The organism is Nocardia sienata NBRC 100364 (genome assembly GCF_001613205.1).
Lineage (GTDB): Bacteria > Actinomycetota > Actinomycetes > Mycobacteriales > Mycobacteriaceae > Nocardia > Nocardia sienata.
The window spans coordinates 1-20,653 of sequence record NZ_BDBX01000052.1; the positions used below are offsets into that span (position 1 = coordinate 1).

The 20,653-nt window shown below is 67.8% G+C and carries 16 protein-coding genes; 8 read left to right on the top strand and 8 right to left on the bottom strand.

Annotation, left to right across the window (positions count from 1 at the left end):
* From NS4_RS25260 to NS4_RS25275, 4 genes are all read left to right on the top strand, one after another.
* On the top strand, positions 1-1,036 hold a 1,036-nt coding region (locus NS4_RS25260), incomplete at its 5' end, for a thiamine pyrophosphate-binding protein (RefSeq protein WP_169811813.1).
* A 72-nt stretch (positions 1,037-1,108) separates the two neighbouring features.
* A complete protein-coding gene (locus NS4_RS25265) occupies positions 1,109-1,921 on the top strand; it encodes a toxin glutamine deamidase domain-containing protein (protein WP_084487699.1) in 813 nt (270 codons plus the stop codon).
* 177 nt (positions 1,922-2,098) lie between these two features.
* On the top strand, positions 2,099-4,504 hold the full coding sequence (lon, locus tag NS4_RS25270) for an endopeptidase La (RefSeq protein WP_157106233.1): 2,406 nt from the start codon (positions 2,099-2,101) through the stop codon (positions 4,502-4,504).
* Positions 4,505-4,666: 162 nt separating this feature from the next.
* Positions 4,667-6,271, top strand: coding sequence for a molybdopterin-dependent oxidoreductase (locus NS4_RS25275; RefSeq protein ID WP_084487700.1), 1,605 nt, complete (start codon positions 4,667-4,669; stop codon positions 6,269-6,271).
* Between the two features lie 20 nt (positions 6,272-6,291).
* Here the strand turns inward: NS4_RS25275 and NS4_RS25280 are convergent, their stop codons facing one another.
* Positions 6,292-8,172 (bottom strand): ABC transporter ATP-binding protein, encoded by a 1,881-nt coding sequence (locus NS4_RS25280; protein ID WP_063061998.1) that lies wholly within the window; start codon positions 8,170-8,172, stop codon positions 6,292-6,294.
* Between the two features lie 74 nt (positions 8,173-8,246).
* Positions 8,247-9,359 (bottom strand): DNA polymerase IV, encoded by a 1,113-nt coding sequence (locus NS4_RS25285; RefSeq protein WP_063061999.1) that lies wholly within the window; start codon positions 9,357-9,359, stop codon positions 8,247-8,249.
* A 254-nt stretch (positions 9,360-9,613) separates the two neighbouring features.
* On the opposite strand from NS4_RS25285, the gene NS4_RS25290 reads away from it, so the two are divergent.
* Positions 9,614-12,421, top strand: a complete 2,808-nt coding sequence (locus tag NS4_RS25290; RefSeq protein ID WP_063062000.1) for an FAD-binding and (Fe-S)-binding domain-containing protein — start codon at positions 9,614-9,616, stop codon at positions 12,419-12,421.
* Positions 12,422-12,697: 276 nt separating this feature from the next.
* Positions 12,698-13,645 (top strand): DNA-3-methyladenine glycosylase family protein, encoded by a 948-nt coding sequence (locus tag NS4_RS25295; protein ID WP_063062001.1) that lies wholly within the window; start codon positions 12,698-12,700, stop codon positions 13,643-13,645.
* Positions 13,646-13,745: 100 nt separating this feature from the next.
* Here the strand turns inward: NS4_RS25295 and NS4_RS25300 are convergent, their stop codons facing one another.
* Entirely contained in the window at positions 13,746-13,946 is a 201-nt protein-coding gene (locus NS4_RS25300; RefSeq protein WP_039827478.1) for a hypothetical protein, read from the bottom strand.
* Between the two features lie 279 nt (positions 13,947-14,225).
* Here NS4_RS25300 and NS4_RS25305 point away from each other — a divergent pair, with 279 nt between their 5' ends.
* On the top strand, positions 14,226-14,462 hold the full coding sequence (locus tag NS4_RS25305) for a DUF397 domain-containing protein (RefSeq protein ID WP_063062002.1): 237 nt from the start codon (positions 14,226-14,228) through the stop codon (positions 14,460-14,462).
* A 75-nt stretch (positions 14,463-14,537) separates the two neighbouring features.
* Entirely contained in the window at positions 14,538-14,735 is a 198-nt protein-coding gene (locus tag NS4_RS25310) for a hypothetical protein (protein WP_063062003.1), read from the top strand.
* Between the two features lie 18 nt (positions 14,736-14,753).
* On the opposite strand, the gene NS4_RS25315 is transcribed toward NS4_RS25310, so the two are convergent.
* The 5 genes from NS4_RS25315 to NS4_RS25335 all read right to left on the bottom strand — a co-directional run bounded on the left by NS4_RS25315 (position 14,754) and on the right by NS4_RS25335 (position 20,488).
* Positions 14,754-15,500, bottom strand: a complete 747-nt coding sequence (locus tag NS4_RS25315; RefSeq protein ID WP_063062004.1) for a succinate dehydrogenase/fumarate reductase iron-sulfur subunit — start codon at positions 15,498-15,500, stop codon at positions 14,754-14,756.
* A gap of 4 nt (positions 15,501-15,504) precedes the next feature.
* Complete coding sequence (locus NS4_RS25320) at positions 15,505-17,475, bottom strand: fumarate reductase/succinate dehydrogenase flavoprotein subunit (protein WP_063062005.1); 1,971 nt, start codon at positions 17,473-17,475, stop codon at positions 15,505-15,507.
* Between the two features lie 15 nt (positions 17,476-17,490).
* Positions 17,491-18,324 (bottom strand): succinate dehydrogenase subunit SdhC, encoded by an 834-nt coding sequence (gene sdhC, locus NS4_RS25325; RefSeq protein WP_063062006.1) that lies wholly within the window; start codon positions 18,322-18,324, stop codon positions 17,491-17,493.
* A gap of 286 nt (positions 18,325-18,610) precedes the next feature.
* On the bottom strand, positions 18,611-18,901 hold the full coding sequence (locus NS4_RS25330; protein ID WP_063062007.1) for an Rv0250c family protein: 291 nt from the start codon (positions 18,899-18,901) through the stop codon (positions 18,611-18,613).
* A gap of 399 nt (positions 18,902-19,300) precedes the next feature.
* Positions 19,301-20,488, bottom strand: a complete 1,188-nt coding sequence (locus NS4_RS25335; protein WP_063062008.1) for an ATP-binding protein — start codon at positions 20,486-20,488, stop codon at positions 19,301-19,303.
* Between the last annotated feature and the right edge of the window lie 165 nt (positions 20,489-20,653).

Here is a 20,653-nt window from a genome sequence, read left to right on the forward strand (position 1 = left end):
CCGCCACGCCGGACCCGCGATCGCCGCCCTGGCGCGGACCTGCGGCGCCTTGGTGGCCACCTCGGCCGTCGCGAACGGACTCTTCGTCGAAGACGAGTTCGCCCTGGGCATTTCGGGGGGTTTCTCCTCACCGACCACCGCCGATCTCATCGCCGGCGCCGACCTCGTGGTCGGCTGGGGTTGTGCGCTGAATATGTGGACGATGCGGCACGGCCGCCTGATCGGACCGGACGCCCGGGTAGTGCAGGTCGACGACGATATCGACGCCATCGGCGCGCACCGCCCGGTCGATCTCGGGGTGCTCGGCGACTGTGAGCCCACCGCCCGCGATGTGCTGGTCGAATTACAACGGTCCGGCGCGGGCGAGGTAACCGGTTACCGCACCGCCGAGGTGGCGGCCCGCATCGCCCGCACGGGTCGCTGGCGCGACATTGCGGTGGACGACTCCTCCACCGGCGAGCGGGTCGATCCTCGCGCTCTCACTATCGCGCTCGACGAGATCCTGCCGACGCAGCGGATCGTCTCGATCGACTCGGGGAACTTCATGGGCTACCCCGCCACGCATCTCTCGGTGCCCGATGAGAACGGATTCTGCTTCACCCAGGCGTTCCAGTCGATCGGCCTGGGCCTGGGCACCGCGATCGGCGCGGCCTTCGCGCGACCGGACCGGCTCCCGGTGCTCGGCACCGGGGACGGCGGATTCCTCATGGCGATCGCCGAACTCGAGACGGCGGTGCGCTGTGCGCTGCCGCTGGTGGTCATCGTGTACAACGACTCCGCCTACGGCGCCGAGGTGCACCATTTCACCGCTGCCGACCACAGCACGGTGACCTTCCCCGACACCGATATCGCCGCCGTGGCGCAGGGGTTCGGGGCTGCTGGTGTCACGGTGCGCTCGGTCGCCGATCTCGCCCCGGTAGGCGAGTGGGTCGACCGGTACCGCCGGACCGGCCGGGCCCGGCCGCTGGTGATCGATGCGAAGATCACCAGCGACGGCGGCGCGTGGTGGCTCGCGGAGGCGTTCGCCGGTCACTGAGTCCGGGCTGGAGTACTGGGCACAGCGGCATCGCTGGTAACACCTGGACCGCTTTCTTCGAAAAGAGACCAAATGGTTTCGATACGAACGGGTCCGGCAACTGTGCAGGTGAACAACGAGCTGATCGCGGCTATCCGACGCGCGTCCGCCGAGGTCGCTCGTGCGCTCGTCGACTGTGAGGCACCGGCTCTCGCGCAAGTGATGGGGCAGACGGGTAGGCGGTTGCACAAGACGATGCACGATCTCGGTGGCGTGGACCACTGTCTGGGCACGCAGCTGACCTACGCAGCACCCAGCGCATCGAGGGGCAACCCGTCCCGTCCGGAAACGGACGGCTCCGCATGGTTTCAGCCGAGGCCCTCGCGGTCCGAGCGCATCAACCGAGAGATCGACGACTGCCTGACCCGGGTGAATCCGCATTACGACCCGGCTGATCCACGGCGAAGCAATAATTGCGTGGCCGTGGCGACCGCGTACGAGTTGCGCCGGCGCGGACGCGATGTCGAGGCAGGGCAGGTGCCGTTCCCGTTCGAGACCGGTTTCCCGCACAGTTTTACCGAGATCGCCTGGACCCGCAGGTTCACGGCAGTGAGCCGGCGCAGCGAGCTGTACGAGGCGTTCCGGGAGCCCGGTTCACGCGGGATCGTCGTCGCGGACTGGCCACCGGGACGGCGCGTCGACCTCGGCGATTCCCATGTGTTCAATATCGAACACATACCCGGCGGGGGGATACGGGTCGTCGACGGCCAGCCCGACCCGGCGCTGACCGACGCCACAGAACATATCCGCCGAGCGGCGGCATTGCGCTATCTGCGAGTGGACGATCTGGCCGATCCCGCGCCGACCATCGTGGACTACCTCGGAATACGGGCCGCGCGTCGATAGCCCGCCCATCCGCAGGTCGCCGCGCACGTCCGCCGGTGTCGCAGGCGACTCGCGCAGTGTGAGAACGAGGGCCGGGCGCTGCGCTCTTCGCCCTGAGTGAACAGCGGCACAGCGGTGGAACAAAGGCGAACCCGACCAAGTTGAGTGGGTGTAGCTCAACTATTGGAGGTTGTGTTCGTGACTACACCACTGAATCTTCCGGTGCTGTTCCTGACCGATCCCATCGTGCTGCCCGGGATGGTCGTACCGATCGAACTGGATGAATCCGCGCAGGCGGCCATCGACGCCGCCCAGGCGGCGCAGACCGGGACCGTGCTGCTGGCTCCGCGCCTGTCCGAGGGTTACGCCGCCTACGGCGTGATCGCCACCATCGAGCAGATCGGCCGGATGCGCGGTGGCACGCCCGCCGCGGTGCTGAAGGCGGAACGGCGCGCGAAGATCGGTCACGGGGTCACCGGCCCCGGCGCCGCACTGTGGGTCGAGGCCGAACCGGTCGAAATCCCCGCCGCCGACGGACGCACCCGGGAACTGGCCGCCGAGTACAAGAAGCTGGTCGTCTCGGTGCTGCAGAAGCGTGAGGCGTGGCAGATGATCGACGCCTTCAACCAGCTCACCGAACCGTCCGCCATCGCCGATACCGCGGGCTATGCCGCCTACCTCACCGATGAACAGAAACGCGAACTGCTCGAGACTCCGGATGTCGCGCAACGGCTGAACCGGTTGATCGAATGGACGCGGGCGCATATCGCCGAGGCCGAGGTCACCGAGAAGATCGGTGACGAAGTTCGCGAGAACATGGAGAAGAGCCAGCGCGAATTCCTGCTGCGCCAGCAGCTCAACGCCATCCGCAAGGAACTCGGCGAGGACGAACCCGACGGCGCCGACGACTACCGCACCCGTGTGGAACAGGCCGATCTGCCCGGAAGTGTGCGGGAAGCGGCGCTGCGCGAGGTCGGCAGGTTGGAGCGGTCCAGCGATCAGAGCCCGGAATCCGGGTGGATCCGCACCTGGCTGGACACCGTCCTGGAACTGCCGTGGCAGGTGAAAACCGAGGACTCCACCGATGTGGCGGCGGCTCGCGCCGTGCTCGACGCCGACCACCACGGCCTGGACGAGGTGAAAGACCGGATGGTCGAGTACCTGGCGGTGCGCGCGCGGCGCGCGCAACGCGGCCTGGAGGTCGTGGGCGGACGTGGATCCGGCGCAGTACTGGTGCTTGCCGGTCCGCCCGGGGTCGGTAAGACTTCGCTCGGTGAATCCGTCGCCCGTGCCCTGGGCCGTAAATTCGTCCGGGTCGCACTGGGCGGGGTGCGGGACGAGGCGGAGATCCGCGGGCACCGGCGCACCTATGTGGGCGCTATGCCCGGCCGGATCGTGCGGGCGATCAAGGAGGCCGGTTCGATGAACCCGGTCGTCCTGCTGGACGAGGTCGACAAGATCGGCTCGGATTTCCGGGGCGATCCCGCGGCGGCCCTGCTCGAGGTACTCGACCCCGCGCAGAACCACACCTTCCGCGACCACTACCTGGATATGGACCTGGACCTGTCCGATGTGCTGTTCCTGGCCACGGCCAATGTCATGGACACCATCCCCGGCCCCCTGCTGGACCGGATGGAAGTGATCACGGTCGACGGGTACACCGAGGACGACAAGGTGGCCATCGCCCGCGACTTCCTGCTGCCCCGGCAGCTGGAACGCAACGCGCTGACCGCCGAGGAGGTCCGGGTCACCGACGCGGCGCTGCGCGAGGTCGCGGCGAACTACACCAGGGAGGCCGGGGTCCGGCAGCTCGAGCGGCTGATCGCCAAGGCGTTGCGCAAGGCGGCGACGCGCTTGTCCGAGACCGGTGTCGCATCGGTCACCGACGTGGGCGCCGAGACGGATACGACGTCCGGGCACACCGATGCCACGGCACCACCGCTGACCATCGATATCGCGGATCTGAAGGACTACCTCGGGCGGCCGCGTTTCACTCCGGATTCGGCGGAACGCACCGCGGTACCGGGTGTGTCGACCGGTCTGGCGGTCACCGGGCTGGGCGGTGACGTCCTCTACATCGAGGCCAACACCGCCGAGGGCGACCGGGGCCTCACGCTGACCGGCCAACTGGGCGACGTCATGAAGGAATCGGCGCAGATCGCGCTGACCTACGTGCGGTCGCACCTGAGCGAAATCGGCATCGAATCGACGGTGCTGGACGGCAACCTGCACGTCCACGTGCCCGCCGGCGCGGTGCCCAAGGACGGACCGTCGGCCGGTGTCACCATGGTCACCGCGCTGGTATCGCTGGCACTGGGGCGCCCGGTGCGCTCCGATGTCGGAATGACGGGCGAGGTCACGCTGAACGGCCGGGTGCTGCCGATCGGCGGGGTCAAGCAGAAACTGCTCGCCGCGCAGCGTGCCGGACTGAAGACGGTGTTCATCCCGGCCCGCAACGAGCCGGATCTGGACGATGTCCCCGCCGATGTGCTGGCCGAGCTCGACGTCCGTCCGGTGGGCGATGTCGCCGAGATCCTGGCCTACGCCATCGAACCGGTGCGGGAACCGGCCCTGGACGGCCGGGCCTTGGCGGCCAGCGCCTGATCCACGATCTAGGGCCGCGGCAACCCGAAGGGGTTACCGCGGCCCTTTCGTATGCAGCGGCGTCTTCCCTCCCGCGGCCAGGAGTGACACCATCCGCAGAGGGCCACGTGAGGAATTCCCGACCACCGGGGCGCCCGCGCCGGGGGATGAACGAGGACGCTGATGCAGGACACGACGAGTTCGACCGGTTTCCCGGGGCCGGATCAGCAGGATCGGCGCACCATCTGCCGCTTCGCGGCCGGACTGTGCGGGCTGCTGGCCGCCGCGGTCGTGCTCGGGGTCGGTGAACTCGTCGCGGCCCTGATCGCGCCGGACGCGTCGCCCTTCCTGGCCACCGGGGCGACCGTGGTCGACCACACCCCGCAGGCGCTGCGCGAGTTCGCGATCGAACAGTTCGGTACCCGGGACAAACTCGTGCTGTTCCTGACCATGGGCGCGGCGATGGTCTTACTGGCTGTGGCGGCGGGCTTGCTGGAACGGCGCCGGCCCTATGGCAGCGTGCTGCTGGCCGGGCTCGCGGTGGCCGTCTGTCTCGCCGTGCTGCGGCGGCCGAACGCGACCGCGGCGTTCGCCGTGCCGATCCTGCTCGGTGCCGTGGCCGGGATCTTCACCCTGCGGATCCTGATCGGCCGGGCACCGCGCCGCGCAGCGCCGGCGGGTGGTTCCGCGGCAGAGGCCGCGGGCGGGAACGGTACCGACGCCTCGCGGCGGCGGTTCCTGGGGTTGGCCGCCGGGGCCGCTGTGCTCGCTGCCGGATCCGCCGCGGCCGGGCGGTGGGCCGGCGAACGTGCGCGCGCGGTGACCGCGGATCTGCGGCGGTTCGTGGTCCCGCGCCCCCAGGTGCCGGCCGCGCCCATACCACCGGGGACCGATCCGCCCGTCCCCGGACTCACCGCGTTCCGCACCCCGAACGACACCTTCTACCGGATCGACACCGCACTGCGGGTACCCGCGTTGACCAGCGACGACTGGCAGCTGCGGATCCACGGCATGGTGGAGCGCGAAATCCGGTTCACGATGGACGATCTGCTGCGGCGGCCCGCCGTGGAGAAGATGATCACCTTGACCTGTGTGTCCAATGAGGTCGGTGGTGATCTGGTCGGCAACGCCACCTGGATCGGATACCCACTCGCCGATCTCCTCGCCGAGGCCGGGGTCCGGCCGGACGCGGATATGGTGCTGTCCACCAGTGCCGACGGTTTCACCGCCGGTACGCCCGTGGCGGCCCTCACCGACGGTCGCGACGCCCTGCTCGCGGTGGGTATGAACGGCGAACCGCTGCCGGTCGAGCACGGTTACCCGGCCCGGATGGTGGTGCCCGGTCTCTACGGATACGTCAGCGCCACGAAATGGGTGGTCGATCTGGAGATCACCCGGTTCGATCGCGCCCAGGCCTACTGGACCCGGCGCGGCTGGTCGGCGTTCGGCCCGATCAAAACCGCCTCCCGCATCGATGTCCCGGCGGCCTTCGGCCGTATCGCTGCGGGGCCGGTGGTGGTGGCCGGGGTCGCCTGGGCTCAGCATCGCGGGATCGCTGCGGTGGAGGTGCAGGTCGACGAGGGTCCCTGGGAGCCGGCCGACCTGGCGCCGGAGTACTCGCTGGACACCTGGCGTCAGTGGACCTGGCGCTGGGACGCGCCACAAGGTCGGCACACCCTGCGGGTACGAGCCACCGACGGTGCGGGCGGGGTGCAGACCGAGGAGCGCGCCGACCCGGTCCCGGATGGCGCGACGGGTTGGCACAGCCGGACGGTCACCGTCGAGTGACGATGACCGTCCGGGGCCTGCTACGCCGCCGCCGGCGCCGGTTCCTGAGCGAACTGGGTCCGATACAGCTCGGCATAACGCCCGCTCGCGGCGAGCAGTTCGGCATGCGATCCACGTTCCACGATACGACCGGACTCGACCACCAGAATCTGATCGGCCGCGCGCACGGTGGACAGCCGGTGGGCGATCACGAGGGCGGTACGCCCCTGTAGCGCTTCGGTGAGCGCCGCCTGCACAGCGGCCTCGGAAGTCGAGTCCAGGGAGGCGGTCGCCTCGTCCAGAATCACCACTCGCGGCTGTTTGAGCAGCAACCGGGCAATGGTGAGACGCTGGCGCTCACCGCCGGAGAGCCGATAGCCGCGTTCCCCGACCACCGTGTCCAGCCCGTCGGGCAGGCTCGCGATCAGATCGCTCAGGCGGGCCCGCTCCAGCGCGTCCCACAGCTGGTCCTCGCCGGCCTCCGGAGCGGCCAGCAGCAGATTGGCCCGGATGGTGTCGTGGAAGAGATGGCCGTCCTGGGTGACCAGGCCGACCGTTTCCTGGATCGACTGCATGGTGAGTTCGCGAGTATCGACGCCGCCCAGCCGGACCGCGCCCGCGTCCACGTCGTAGAGACGGGAGACCAGTTGCGCGATGGTCGACTTGCCGGCGCCGGAGGAGCCGACCAGGGCGATCAACTGGCCGGGTTCGGCGCGCAGTGTCACCCCGTGCAGCACTTCCTCGCCGCCGCGGGTGTCCAAGGTCGCCACCTCTTCCAGCGAGGCCAGCGAGACCTTGTCGGCGGCAGGATATCCGAACCGCACGTCGTCGAGTTCCACCGCGACGGGACCGGCGGGCACCGGCCGCGCCCCGGGCGCGTCCTCGATCAGCGGTTTCAAATCGAGGACCTCGAAGACCCGCTCGAAACTGACCAGCGCGGACATGACCTCCATCCGAGCGCTGGCCAGCGCGGTGAGCGGTGAGTACAGCCTGGTGAGCAGGAGTGACAGGGCCACCACGGCACCGGCGTCCAGTTGCCCGCGCAGCGCGTACCAGCCGCCGAGGCCGTAGACCAGCGCGACGGCCAGCGCCGAGACAAGTGTCAACGCCGTGACGAAAACGGTCTGCAGCATGGCGGTGCGCACGCCGATATCGCGGACCCGCCGCGCCCGCAGCGCGAACTCGGCCGATTCCTGGGCCGGGCGGCCGAAGAGTTTCACCAGGGTCGCGCCCGGTGCGGAGAAACGTTCGGTCATCTGCGTGCTCATCGCCGCGTTCAATCCCGCTGCCTCGCGCTGGATATCGGCCAGCCGGTCGCCCATCCGGCGGGCGGGGATCACGAATACCGGCAGCAGCAGCAGGGCGAGTAAGGTGATCTGCCAGGACAATTGGAGCATCACCACCAGGGTGAGCGCCACGGTGACGATATTGGCGACCACGCCCGAGAGGGTGTCGCTGAAGGCGCGCTGCGCTCCGATCACATCATTGTTCAGCCGGCTGACCAGCGCGCCGGTGCGGGTGCGGGTGAAGAAGGCGATCGGCATCCGCTGTACGTGGTCGAAGACCGCGGTCCGCAGGTCGAGGATCAAGCCCTCACCGATGCGCGCCGACAGCCAGCGGATGGCCAGGCCGAGGCCCGCGTCCAGGATCGCCAGCGCCGCGATGGCAAGCGCCAGCAGTATCACCGTCCGTGGGGGCGACCCCGCGAAGATATCGTCGACCACCCGGCCCGCCAGCAACGGCGTGGCGACCACGAGTACCGCCGCGGCCACGCTGAGTGCGAGAAAAGCGATCAGCCGCTGCCGATGTGGCCGGGCGAAGCGCAGGATGCGCCGTGCCGTGGCGAGACTGAACGACCGTGTCTCCTCGGGTGCGTGCATGCGCCGGTACATCTGGTCCCAGGCCACCGATTCCATGCTCATCTGACATGTCCTTCCGCTCCGGAGCACGATTGAACTCCGGTGCACCGACACTAAAAGCTGAACCAATGTTCAGGTCAAGCGCCGGGTGTCCCCGAACCACCGGTCCCGGGAGCCTGCGCGACCGGGGCGAGTTCGAGACGGACACCGAGCAGGCGGATCGGACGGTCCAGCGGAAAGCGATCCAGCACCCGCAGCGCGGTATCGACGATCGTCGGGATATCGGTGGTCGGCTCGGGCAGTTTCGACTGCTTGCTGCGGGTGTAGAAGGTGCTGGTGCGCACGGTGACCGAGACCCGGATGGCCGTCCGGCCCGCCTCGACGACCTCCGCCGCGACCTCCGCCGCCAAACGGGCCACCTGCGCGCCGATCTCGGCCGGATCGACGAGATCCCGCGGGAAGGTCTGCGATCTGCTGCGCCCCACCGCCGGGGGTGGTTTCGTCACTACCTCCGTATCACCGGCGCCGCGACTCATCACCCACAGCGCGGGACCGTTGGCCGGACCGAACTCGGCCGCTAGCCGGGCCCGGTCGGCGGTCATCAGATCCCCGACGGTATGGATATCGAGTTCGGCCAGCCGGGCCGCGATCCGGTTACCGATCCCCCAGAGCGCGTTCGTCGGACGATGGGCCATCACCGCCGACCAGTTGGCGGCAGTGAGCCGGAACATCCCGTCGTGCGCTCCCGGATGGTCGGCTGCGACGCCCCCGGGCTTCCCGACCGATTTCGCGAAACCGGTGGCCAGTTTCGCGGTGAGCTTGTTGTCGCCGATGCCGATCGCGCAGGTGAGATCCAGTTCTTCCACCGCCGCGCGGATCGACCGAGCGAAATCCTCGGGCTCATCGGTATCGACCGCCACGAACGCCTCGTCCCACCCCCAGACCTCCACCTGATCGGTGAACACGCGCAACCGCGCCATGACCTCCTCGGACGCTTCCTCGTAGCAGGGGACGTCCAAGGGCAGGAAGACCGCCTCCGGACATTTTCGCGCCGCCGACCGCAACGCCATACCCGCCCGCACCCCGTAGCCGCGCGCCGGGTACGACGCGCAGGTCACCACCTTGCGGGGCTCGTCCGGGTCGCCGTTTCCGCCCACGATCACCGGCTGCCCCCGTAGTTCGGGATGGCGCCGGTACTCCACCGCGGCCTGGAACTGGTCGAGGTCGACGTGCAACAGCCATCTGGCCACGACACCGTCTTACTCCTACCGAGTGACAAGAAGGGGGATATCGGGCAGCGCGGGACGAGCGGTCCGCCCGCGAACCGAGGATGCGCGGCCCGCGACGTGAGCCATGGGACGCCGGGCTCCCCGAACCGGAGCAGCCGGTGGCGGGGCGGGCTCCGCCACAGCGGAGTCACCACGCGGCGCAGGACCGACCGCCGACCCATCCGGATCCGCCGAGTCGGGAAGGAAATCCGGACTGCCCGCCTAGGCTGGATCTCGTGACCGACCACGACGCACGACGGGACACACTCGCACGGCAGCTGCGTGCGCGGATCGGTAACGAGACGGTGGATATCTCGCACCGACGGCGGGTGGAGTACTCCTCGGACGCCTCGAACTACCGGGTGCTGCCCGAAGCGGTGATCTTTCCCCGGTCCGACGACGATGTGGCGGCCGTACTGGAGGTCGCGCGGAGCGAGGGTACGGCCGTGACCCCGCGGGGCGGCGGCACCTCGGTCGCCGGCAATGCGGTAGGTCCCGGCATCGTCCTCGATTTCAGCAGGCATATGACCGGTATCACCGAGATAGATCCGGATCGGCGGACCGCCCGGGTGCAACCGGGCGTGGTGCTGTCGGAGCTGCAGCGCCGGGCCCGGGAACACGGGCTGCGTTTCGGCCCGGACCCCTCCACTCAGAATCGCTGCACCCTCGGCGGAATGATCGGCAACAACGCCTGCGGTCCGCACGCCATCGCGTGGGGTCGCACCTCCGACCGGGTCCGGGAGCTGCGGATCATCGACGGTACCGGCGCGTTCCGCCGCCTCGCCGATTCGCTGGACGAGGTCCCCGGCCTACCGGAGTTCACCACCAGATCACTCGCCGTGCTGCGCACCGACCTGGGCCGGTTCGACCGGCAGGCATCGGGCTACGGGCTCGAATACCTGCTTCCGGAACGTGGCGGCTCGGTGGCCGGTTCATTCGTCGGCGCCGAGGGCACCTGCGGTGTGCTGCTCGAAGCCGAGGTGGAACTGGTGCCGATTCCGGCGGCGACCCTGCTGGTCGTACTCGGTTACCCCGATCTGGCGACCGCCGCCGACGATATCGCCGCGGTGGTCTCGGTCGCGCCGGTGGCGGTCGAGGGTATCGATGCCCGGCTGATCGAAATGGTGCGCGCGCACGGCCGGCGGGTCCCCGAGCTGCCGCGCGGCAGCGGCTGGCTTTTCGTGGAGCTGGCGGGGGAGAACGCGGCCGCCACCCACGCCGCCGCCCGCCGATTGTGTGCGGCGACGGGTGCGCTGGACAGCCGGATCATCGAAGATCCCGGCGCCGCGGCCGCGCTGTGGCGGATCCGGGCCGACGGCGCCGGTCTGGCCGGCCGCACCCGCGACGGTGAGCCCGCCTGGCCGGGCTGGGAGGACGCGGCGGTTCCGCCCGCCCGGCTCGGCGCCTATCTGCGCGATTTCGATGAGCTGACCCGCGAGCACAAGGTCGACGGAATGCTCTACGGGCATATCGGCGACGGCTGTATCCATGTGCGCCTGGACCTGCCCATCGCCACCGCACCGGAACGGTTCCGCGCCTTCCTGACCGACGCGGCACATCTGGTGGTGGGCCACGGCGGTTCGCTCAGCGGGGAGCACGGCGACGGCCGGGCCCGTTCGGAACTGCTGGAGATCATGTACTCCCCTGAGGTTCGTGCGGTCTTCGCCGGTTACAAGGCGCTGTTCGATCCCGCCAACCTCCTCAACCCGGGCGTGCTGGTGCATCCGCGTCCGCTCGACGCCGATCTGCGACTGGCGGGTCTACCACCGCTGCCGCGCGCGGGTGGTTTCGCCTTCGCCGGTGACGCCGGGGATCTGACCACCGCGGTGCACCGCTGCGTCGGAGTGGGCAAATGCCGGGCCGATACGCGTGACACCGGCGGTTTCATGTGCCCCTCCTATCTGGTGACGGCCGATGAGAAGGACACCACTCGGGGCCGCGCCCGGGTACTGCAGGAGGTGGTCCGGGGAGAGCTCGACTGGGCCGCGCCCGCGGTGGCCGAATCGCTGGATCTGTGCCTGTCCTGCCGGGCCTGCGGTACGGACTGCCCGGCGGGTGTCGATATGGCGACCTACAAAGCCGAGACGCTCTACCGCCGCTATCGCGGCCGGCCGCGTCCCCGCGACCACTACACACTGGGTATGCTCCCGCGCTGGCTGGCCGGCGCCACCCGGGTGCCGCGGCTGGTCAACGCGCTGGCCGGCGCCGGACCGATGCGCCGGCTCGGGATGCGGGCCGCGGGGCTGGACCCACGCCGGGAGGTGCCGGAGCTCGCGCCGCGTTCCTTCCGGCGGATCTGGCGCCGAGAAGCGGAAAAGCAGCAGGTGGATAAGCCGGATCCGCCGACTGTGATGCTGTGGGTGGACACTTTCACCAATGCCTTCGATCCGGATATCGCCGTGGCGGCGGTGCGCCTGCTCAATTCACTCGGTTACCGCGTGGTCGTGCCGCGCCGGCAGGTGTGCTGCGGTTTGACCTGGATCAGCACCGGGCAGCTGGACGGCGCCCGAGCACGGCTGCGTGCCACGCTCGATGCCCTCGAAGATCATGTGCGGGCCGGTGGGCAGGTGATCGGTCTGGAACCCTCCTGCACCGCCGCGTTGCGCGCCGACCTGCCGGAATTGCTGCCCGGGGATCCGCGTTCCCGGCCGGTCGCCGCCGCGGTCCGCACGCTCGCCGAGTTCCTCACCGCGCAACCGGACTGGCGTCCGCCGCGCTACCCCGGCCGGTCGATGGTTGTCCAGCCGCATTGCCATCATCACTCGGTGCTGGGCTTCGATGCCGATCGCCGAATATTTGCCCAGATGGGGGTAAGTATGACCGAGATCGCAGGATGCTGCGGTCTCGCGGGTAATTTCGGTATGCAGAAAGGGCATTACGAGATTTCGACGGCGGTGGCGGGCAACGGAATACTGCCGGCGATGGAGAGTGCCGAACCGGATGCCCTCGTGGTCGCCGACGGATTCTCCTGCCGCACCCAGGTCGCTCAGCTCACCGCCCGGCGCGGCCGGCATCTGGCGCAAGTCCTGCTGGGAGACAATTGATTCCGGGCGAACCCAGGGATTTCGCGATACCGAAGAGCGGCCGACCGCGAAAGGCCGGCCGCTCTTCGTGAAGGCTCAGCTCCCGAACGGGAGGGTCCCGGGTGGTATCTCGTAGCCGGAACTACCGGCGAAAACCGAACCCCAGAGATCGAGTATCCAATTGAGCGCTTCGGTGATCATAAAAACCTCCAGTCACGGCATAAACCACATATTTGCTCAACGGCGTCTTCATCGCCGGGCACTCGGAGGGCGTTACTCCGGGCAGCGCACAATGACATGGTGCCTGTCCGAACCCCGGGATCCACCGACGATGCGCGGGCGAGGCGGACCCTGTCCGCCGAAGCCCCGGTCCACCTCGCCCATACCCTCGCGCCGCTGCGCCGCGGGCCCGGCGACCCCTGTCACCAGATCACCCCGGACGGGGCGCACTGGCACACCTCGCGAATGCCGACCGGGCCGGTGACCTACCGGCTGGTCCAGGACGATCTGTCGGCCGTCACCGCGGACGCGTGGGGTGCGGGCGCCGCGGAGTTCCTCGACGGGCTCGATCGCATGCTGTGCCTGGACGAGAGGGTCGACGATTTCGTGCCCATCCATCCCACGGTGGCGGCCGCGCACCAGCGGTATCCCGGGCTGCGGATGCTGCGCACCGGCCGGGTGCTCGAAGCGCTGATACCGGCGATCCTGGAGCAGAAGGTGACCATCGTCTCCGCGCATGCCGCGTGGCGCCGCCTGGTGCACCTCTTCGGTAGTCCGCCGCCCGGCCCGGCCCCGGCGGGTATGCGGGTACCGCCGGACGCGGCGACCTGGAGCCGCATCCCCTCATGGAGTTTCCACGGTGCCAATGTCGGGCCGCAGCGCAGCAGGACCATCGTCCGGGTGGCTCGCATAGCGGACTCGCTGGAGCGGATGACCGCGCTGCACCCGGCCGAGGCCGCACGCCGGCTCCGCACGATCGCCGGTATCGGGGAATGGACGGCCGCGGAGACGGCGCAGCGCGCTTTCGGCGACGCCGATGCGCTGTCGGTGGGTGATTTCCATCTGGCGTCGATCGTCGGCTGGACCCTGCTCGGTCGCGATATGGACGATGCCGAGATGGTCGACTACCTCGAACCGGTACGTCCACATCGCTATCGCACCATCCGTCTGCTGGAGATCAGTGGGCAAGCTCGTAAGCCGCGGTTCGGTCCGCGCGCTCCGGTAACCGATCATCGCTGGCACTGACCGGTAAGGCGTCGCTTCCCGAGAGTTCTCGGGTTCCTGTTTCGCCGGAGCCGCCCGGATCCGGCCGTTGAGCGGCCGGAACGACGGCGAAATCCGGTCGCTACTGGAGGGCGCGGTTGTCCAGTACGCAGCGACCCGCTTCCACCAGGGTGGCGCGTGCCCGCCGGCGGACCCGGCACTCGTCGACGGTGCAGTCCAGGTGCAACTGCATTGCCGAATGAGCTTGTTCGGGGGTCATCACGCCGGGATCGGCACCGCAGGCGAGCAGGGTGGGGATCGGGGCGTCCAGATTCAACCGCATCACACGACCTCCTTCTGAACCCGCGGTCGACTCCTGTTGTCCGCGGTGGTTTTCCGGGTGTGTACATACGACCAACAGCTCACCATAGGCCGAGAAGAACCTATATCGGGGGAGATTCGGCGAATTTAGCGGTACCGATTCGCGAAATTTCCTGTAGACGGGTGTAAACCCGACTCGGCCGGGGCTGCGCGTAGCATCGCGCTACATGCTTGTGGCGCCCGGCCCCGGGGCCCTCGACTCGAAATACGGCGATTTCCGCGGCGGTGAAGGAGAACCTGTATGAGCATCGACAACGGTACGAAGGTGGACCTGTCCGGCGCCCATTGGGTGAGCGGCGGGACCGGGGAAGACGCCGCCACGCCGGGGGCCCACAGCGTCGAGATCGCGATGCTCGCCGACGGTCATGTCGGGATGCGCGACGGAAAGAACCCCGACGGTCCGGTACTCGTCTTCACCCCGGGGGAGTGGGCGGCGTTCATCGCCGGCGTACGAGACGGCGAGTTCGATCGGCCGTGAGTCCTCCTCCACCCCGGTCGACCCGCCCGTGAGCACGGCGTTTGGCTCCATCCGGTAACGGGTAGACAACAATATGTGGACCCAGGGATCAGAAATTCCCGTCCCCGGCTCCGCAAATTCGGGCCCGGCGACGCCGCCGCACGGTTGATCGTCGGCCTGCTGTTTGCGGCATCTGCGGTGGGCGTCTTCGTACTCACCGGCTCGGTGTTCTCGGCGTTGTTCGTCGGTGTGCTCGTGGGGCTGGTCGCGACCGGTGTGGTCGCGATGCTGTGAGCCGGCCGGTCGAATCGGTCAGCGCCGGAAGAGCTTGTTGCCGAGCCATACGATCGGATCGTATTTCCGATCGGCGACTCGCTCCTTCATCGGAATCAACGCATTGTCTGTGATCTTGATATTCTCCGGGCACACCTCGGTGCAGCATTTGGTGATATTGCAGTAGCCGAGCCCGTGCTGCTCCTGTGCGGCGTCCCTGCGATCGGCCACATCCAGCGGATGCATCTCCAGCTCCGCGATCCGCATGAGGTACCGCGGACCGGCGAAGGCTTCTTTGTTCTCGTCGTGGTCGCGCACCACATGGCAGGTGTTCTGGCACAGGAAGCATTCGATGCACTTGCGGAACTCCTGCGAGCGCTGCACATCCACCTGCTGCATCCGGTACTGTCCCGGCTCCAGATCCGGCGGCGGTGTGAACGACGGGATTTCGCGTGCCTTCTTGTAGTTGTAGGAGACATCGGTCACCAGGTCGCGGACCACCGGGAATGTGCGCAGTGGTGTCACAGTGACGACATCTTCCGGAGTGAAGGTAGACATACGGGTCATGCAGAGCAGTCGTGGCTTTCCGTTCACCTCGGCCGAACACGAACCGCATTTGCCCGCCTTGCAATTCCAGCGGACCGCGAGATCGGGCGCCTGAGTCGCCTGCAGGCGGTGGATGATGTCGAGGACCACTTCGCCCTCGTTCACCGCCACCGTGTAGTCCTGTAGTTCCCCGCCTTCGGTATCGCCGCGCCATATGCGGAACTGGGCGTCGTAACTCATCCGCTCACGCCTCCTTGCTGTCCGATTCGCCGCCCGCGGGCGTGGACCCGGCCGCGGCGCCGTTCACCGCGGCCGGATGGCCCGCGAGTTCGGCTGGGGTGTAGTACTTCTCCAGCTCGCCGAAATCGAAGAGAGCGAGTAGTTCGCCCCGCATCGGCGGCTGATCCTGCACGGTCACCGAAATATCGGGGACGGCTGCGACTCCGGCGCCGTCGGTGGCGCAGACGAGTAGTTTGTTGCGCCACTGCGGGTCCATACCCGGGTGGTCGTCGCGGGTGTGCCCGCCGCGGCTCTCGGTGCGTAGCAGCGCGGCTTGCGCCACGCACTGGCTGACCAGCAGCATGTTCCGCATATCGAGGGCGAGATGCCAGCCCGGGTTGAACTGCCGGTGCCCCTCGATGGTGACGTGCGCGAACCGGTCGCGCAGCGCATCGAGCCGCGAGATCGCCTCGCGGACCTCGTGTTCCTTGCGGATGATGCCGACAAGATCGTTCATGGTCTGCTGCAAATCGGTGTGCAGGGTGTACGGGTTCTCCCCGGAGGCACCTTCCGGCGGATCGAACGGGGCGAGCGCGGACTGGGCCGCCGCCGCGACATCGGTGTCGGCCACCCGCGGCCGCTCGACGAGCCCTGCGACGTACTCGGCCGCGCCCAGCCCCGCCCGCCGGCCGAAGACCAGCAGGTCCGACAGGGAGTTGCCGCCGAGCCGGTTGGACCCGTGCATACCGCCCGAGCATTCACCGGCGGCGAAGAGGCCCGGTACGTGTGCCGCGCCGGTATCCGGATCCACCTCGATACCGCCCATCACATAGTGACAGGTGGGCCCGACCTCCATCGGTTCCTTTGTGATGTCCACATCGGCCAGTTCCTTGAACTGGTGGTGCATCGACGGCAACCGGCGGATGATCTCGTCCGGGCCGAGTCGCGAGGCGATATCCAGGTAGACCCCGCCGTGTTCGGTACCCCGGCCGGCCTTGACCTCTTCGTTGATGGCGCGGGCCACTTCGTCGCGGGGCAGCAGATCAGGGGTGCGGCGCGCCGAATCGTTGTCGCGCAGCCATTGATCGGCCTCTTCCTCGCTCTCGGCGTACTGCCCTTTGAAGACCGCCGGAATGTAATCGAACATGAACCGTTTGCCGTCGGTGTTCTTCAGCACGCCGCCGTCACCGCGGACGCCCTCGGTGACGAGGATGCCCTTCACACTCGGCGGCCACACCATCCCGGTGGGATGGAACTGCAGGAACTCCATATTGATCAGCCGGGCGCCGGCCCGCAGCGCCAGGGCGTGGCCGTCGCCGGTGTACTCCCAGGAGTTCGAGGTCACCTTGTAGGACTTTCCGATTCCGCCCGTGGCCAGAACGACCGCGGGGGTCTCGAACAGGATGAAGCGGCCGGATTCGCGCCAGTAGCCGAAGGCGCCGCTGATCCGGTCACCGTCTTTGAGCAGATCCGTGATGGTGCATTCGGCGAAAACCTTGATCCGTGACTCGTAGTCACCGGTCTGCGCGTAGTCCTCCTGCTGCAGCGAGACGATCTTCTGCTGCATGGTGCGGATCAGTTCGAGCCCCGTACGGTCACCCACATGCGCCAGCCGCGGATAGGTGTGTCCACCGAAGTTGCGCTGGCTGATCCGGCCGTCGGCGGTCCGGTCGAACAGGGCGCCGTAGGTTTCCAGCTCCCAGACGCGGTCGGGGGCCTCCCGGGCGTGTAGTTCGGCCATGCGCCAGTTGTTCAGGAATTTGCCGCCGCGCATGGTGTCGCGGAAATGGGTCTGCCAGGTGTCCTTCTCGTTGGCGTTGCCCATCGCCGCCGCGCAGCCACCCTCGGCCATCACGGTATGGGCCTTGCCGAACAACGATTTGCACACCACCGCCACCGAGAGGCCGTGTTCCCGGGCTTCGATCACCGCGCGTAATCCGGCGCCGCCGGCACCGATCACCACGACGTCGTAGGTGTGCCGCTCCACTTCGGGCATAGCCGTGCAAACTCCTCAGTCGATGATGCGAAGATCGGATATCGTGCCGCCGGCCACCAACATCACGTAGAAGTCGGTGAGTACGAGAGTGCCCAGCGTGGTCCAGGCGAGCTGCATATGCCTGGTGTTGAGTTTGGAGACCTGCGTCCAGAACCAGTACCGCACCGGATGCGCGGAGAAATGTTTGAGCCGTCCGCCCGCGATATGCCGGCAGGAATGGCAGGACAGGGTGTAGGCCCACAGCAGGATCACATTGCCGGTGATGATCAGACTGCCCAGACCCATCCCGAACCCGCCGGTCTTGCCGTGGTAGGCGATGATCGCGTCGTAGGTGTTGACCAGCGAGATGATCACCGCCACATAGAAGAAATAGCGGTGGGCGTTCTGGATGATCAGTGGCAGCCGGGTCTCCCCGGTGTACTTCGCATGGGGTTCGGCCACCGCGCAGGCCGGCGGTGAGAACCACACCGACCGGTAGTAGGCCTTGCGGTAGTAGTAGCAGGTGAGCCGGAACCCGAGCAGGAACGGCAGCACCAGGAACCCGAGTGGCAGGAACATCGGCAGATCGCCGAACGGAGTGCCGAAGTGACTCGCGCCCTCGACGCAGGAGGTGCTCAGGCAGGGCGAGTAGAACGGCGTCAGGTAGTGGTAGTCGGGTACCCAATAGGCCGTGCGCACAAAGGATCTGATGGTCGCGTAGACGACGAACGCGGCCAGCCCGATCACCGTGATCAGGGGCGGTAGCCACCATCGATCCGTGCGTAGGGTCCGGGTGGTGATCCGGGCCCGGGTCCTGCTGAATACGCCTGTACCCGCTTCGGGAGCGGTTGTGGTCGTTGCGGCACTCACTGGTCGATGCCTCGCTGATCGGCGGTGCGGGTGGTCATGGGTACCTCCGCGATCGAATGTGATGCTGAGCACCATACGCCCGCCCTGCTATCGAACGAGCAGGGTCCGCGCAATCTCGGTCGCTTCGAGGGTGGGTGATTTGCGCCACATTTACTGCCGATCTTGCTCGGGTGAACCCATCGCAAACGAGGACGGCCGGTCGCCTGTGCGGCGACCGGCCGTCCGAAGATCATCGGGTTGCGGCCCGATGTCCGGTGCTCAGTTATCCGGTGGTGAACCTGCCCGGCTACTGGGTGCGGGGCCGCGAGTGGAAGCCGAGGCCCTCGTCCTGCGCGCCCATCCACGCCGATTCGTCGGATTTGCTGTCCGGGACATAGATGGGTTCCTGGCCGCGGCGGGCCGCCACCTGCGGTGGTGGGCTCTTCTCCAGTTCGTCTGCATCGATGCAGAGCCGTTCCAGATCGTTCTCCAGCCGGCGCACGGAGCCGGCGTCTCCATAATGGGTGCGCAGCGCCCCGATGGAGTGGCGAAGCTGATTTACGGCGTATCGGAGTTCCGCGATGTCGCTACGGGTCATGGATACCTCCTGAGTTGCTAACCGGTCGCGGTGTGAACGCCGCCCGGACTGCGCCGGCCGTCCGGCGTACTTGTGACCGACCACACAAGGTGATCTACAACACAGTACGGCAAAATCCTGATTCCGGCTCGTCCGATGATCAAGATCGGGTTTCGGTTTGGGAGCCGGTGTGCACGACTCGACCGGTGGCCGGTGTCGCGCCGTAGGAACGTATGCGTATGTCTAGCTCCAAGGGAAGAAGTGCGTATAAAACGCTCGACCTGAGTCGAGCGAAGTATATGCGTCTCTAGTCGAATCGCTAGATGCTGGCATAAAGACAAAGAGGTGACCCCGGTCGGGCTCGGAGCATGGCTTCCAGGAAGTCTCGTAGTGAATCCGATAGATCGCCGACATGGCCGGTCAGATGGTGACGCTGCGCAGGTAGCGCCCGAAATGCGGGACGGTGAACCCGATGGTGCCGCGCTCCGCGGAGTAGATGAGTCCCTTTTTGATCAGTCCGTCGCGGGCCGGGGACAGCGATGCGGGCTTGCGGCCCAGTTCGGCGGCCACCGCCGAGGTGGCGACCGGGCCGTCGTCACCGGACAGGTCCGCCATCGCGCGCATGTACTCGCGTTCGGCGGGTGTCGCCCGTTCGTACCGGGAGCCGAAGAACCCGACTGCGAGCTCTTCCTCGGCGGCCGGCGCCGCCACCTCGACATCCTCGGCGGTGATCGGGCTGCCCGGCGCCTGGTCCCAGGTCGCCTTGCCGTAGGCCTGCACGAAATACGGATACCCGTCGGCTTTGCGATAGAGCGCGGTGAGCGCCTCGTCGGCGAATTTCACGTCCTCGCGCTCGGCCGGCGCGATCAGCGCGCGGTCGGCCGACTCGCGGTCCAGTCGGTCGATGCGGTGATAGCTGAAGAGTCGTTCGGAATAGCTCTTGGACGCGGACAGGACTGCCGGCAGATGTGGCAGTCCCGCTCCGACCACGATCAGCGGCGCGGTGTCCTGACCGAGTTCGTGGCACGCGCCGCAGATGGCCGAGATATCGGCCGGACCCAGATCCTGCATTTCGTCGATGAAGACAGCGATACCCGCGCCGACGTCCTGGGCCAGCGCCGCGGCCTCCGTCAGCAGTTCCACCAGGTCGATTTCGATATCGCCGGAATCGGCGCGACCGGTCACGGCCGGTACGTCGATTCCCGGTTGCCACCGCTCCCGCATGCCCTTGTCCGCGGTCGCGCGCAGCGCGAACGCTTTGAGAATGCCCAGGAAATCGTCGATCCGTTCCTGGTTGTGATGGTTTTTGGCGATGGCCCGCGCGGCCGTGTGCAGAGCCGAGGACAGTGGCCGGCGCAGGCCCTGGTCCGGGCGGGCCTCTATCTTGCCGGTACCCCAGCCCCGGGAAACCGCGGCCGAGCGCAGCTGGTTGAGAAGCACAGTCTTCCCGACGCCGCGCAGTCCGGTGAGCACGACACTGCGCTCCGGACGACCCCGGGCAATCCGTTCGAGGACGATATCGAACGCGTCGAGCTGTTTGTCGCGTCCGGCGAGTTCCGGTGGACGCTGACCGGCGCCGGGCGCATACGGGTTCCGCACAGGGTCCATACCCTGACACCGTAGCGAACCGATAGGGAAATCTGGCGGTATCTATACCGGGTCCTAGAGATGCCCGGCGGGTATCCGGCGTCCCACGGGTCGCCGCGTCGCGAATTCGGCGGACACGCCCGGACGAGACCTGCGCGTGATCTGCCGCCGAACCGAAAAACGCTC

Coding starts and splice junctions, on each gene's coding strand:
- NS4_RS25305 (WP_063062002.1), top strand. CDS start 14,226: ATGAGCATCGACAACGGTACGAAGGTGGACCTGTCCGGCGCCCATTGG.
- NS4_RS25300 (WP_039827478.1), bottom strand. CDS start 13,946: ATGCGGTTGAATCTGGACGCCCCGATCCCCACCCTGCTCGCCTGCGGT.
- NS4_RS25275 (WP_084487700.1), top strand. CDS start 4,667: ATGCAGGACACGACGAGTTCGACCGGTTTCCCGGGGCCGGATCAGCAG.
- NS4_RS25330 (WP_063062007.1), bottom strand. CDS start 18,901: ATGACCCGTAGCGACATCGCGGAACTCCGATACGCCGTAAATCAGCTT.
- NS4_RS25320 (WP_063062005.1), bottom strand. CDS start 17,475: ATGCCCGAAGTGGAGCGGCACACCTACGACGTCGTGGTGATCGGTGCC.
- NS4_RS25265 (WP_084487699.1), top strand. CDS start 1,109: ATGGTTTCGATACGAACGGGTCCGGCAACTGTGCAGGTGAACAACGAG.
- NS4_RS25295 (WP_063062001.1), top strand. CDS start 12,698: ATGGTGCCTGTCCGAACCCCGGGATCCACCGACGATGCGCGGGCGAGG.
- NS4_RS25335 (WP_063062008.1), bottom strand. CDS start 20,488: ATGGACCCTGTGCGGAACCCGTATGCGCCCGGCGCCGGTCAGCGTCCA.
- NS4_RS25280 (WP_063061998.1), bottom strand. CDS start 8,172: ATGAGCATGGAATCGGTGGCCTGGGACCAGATGTACCGGCGCATGCAC.
- NS4_RS25315 (WP_063062004.1), bottom strand. CDS start 15,500: ATGAGTTACGACGCCCAGTTCCGCATATGGCGCGGCGATACCGAAGGC.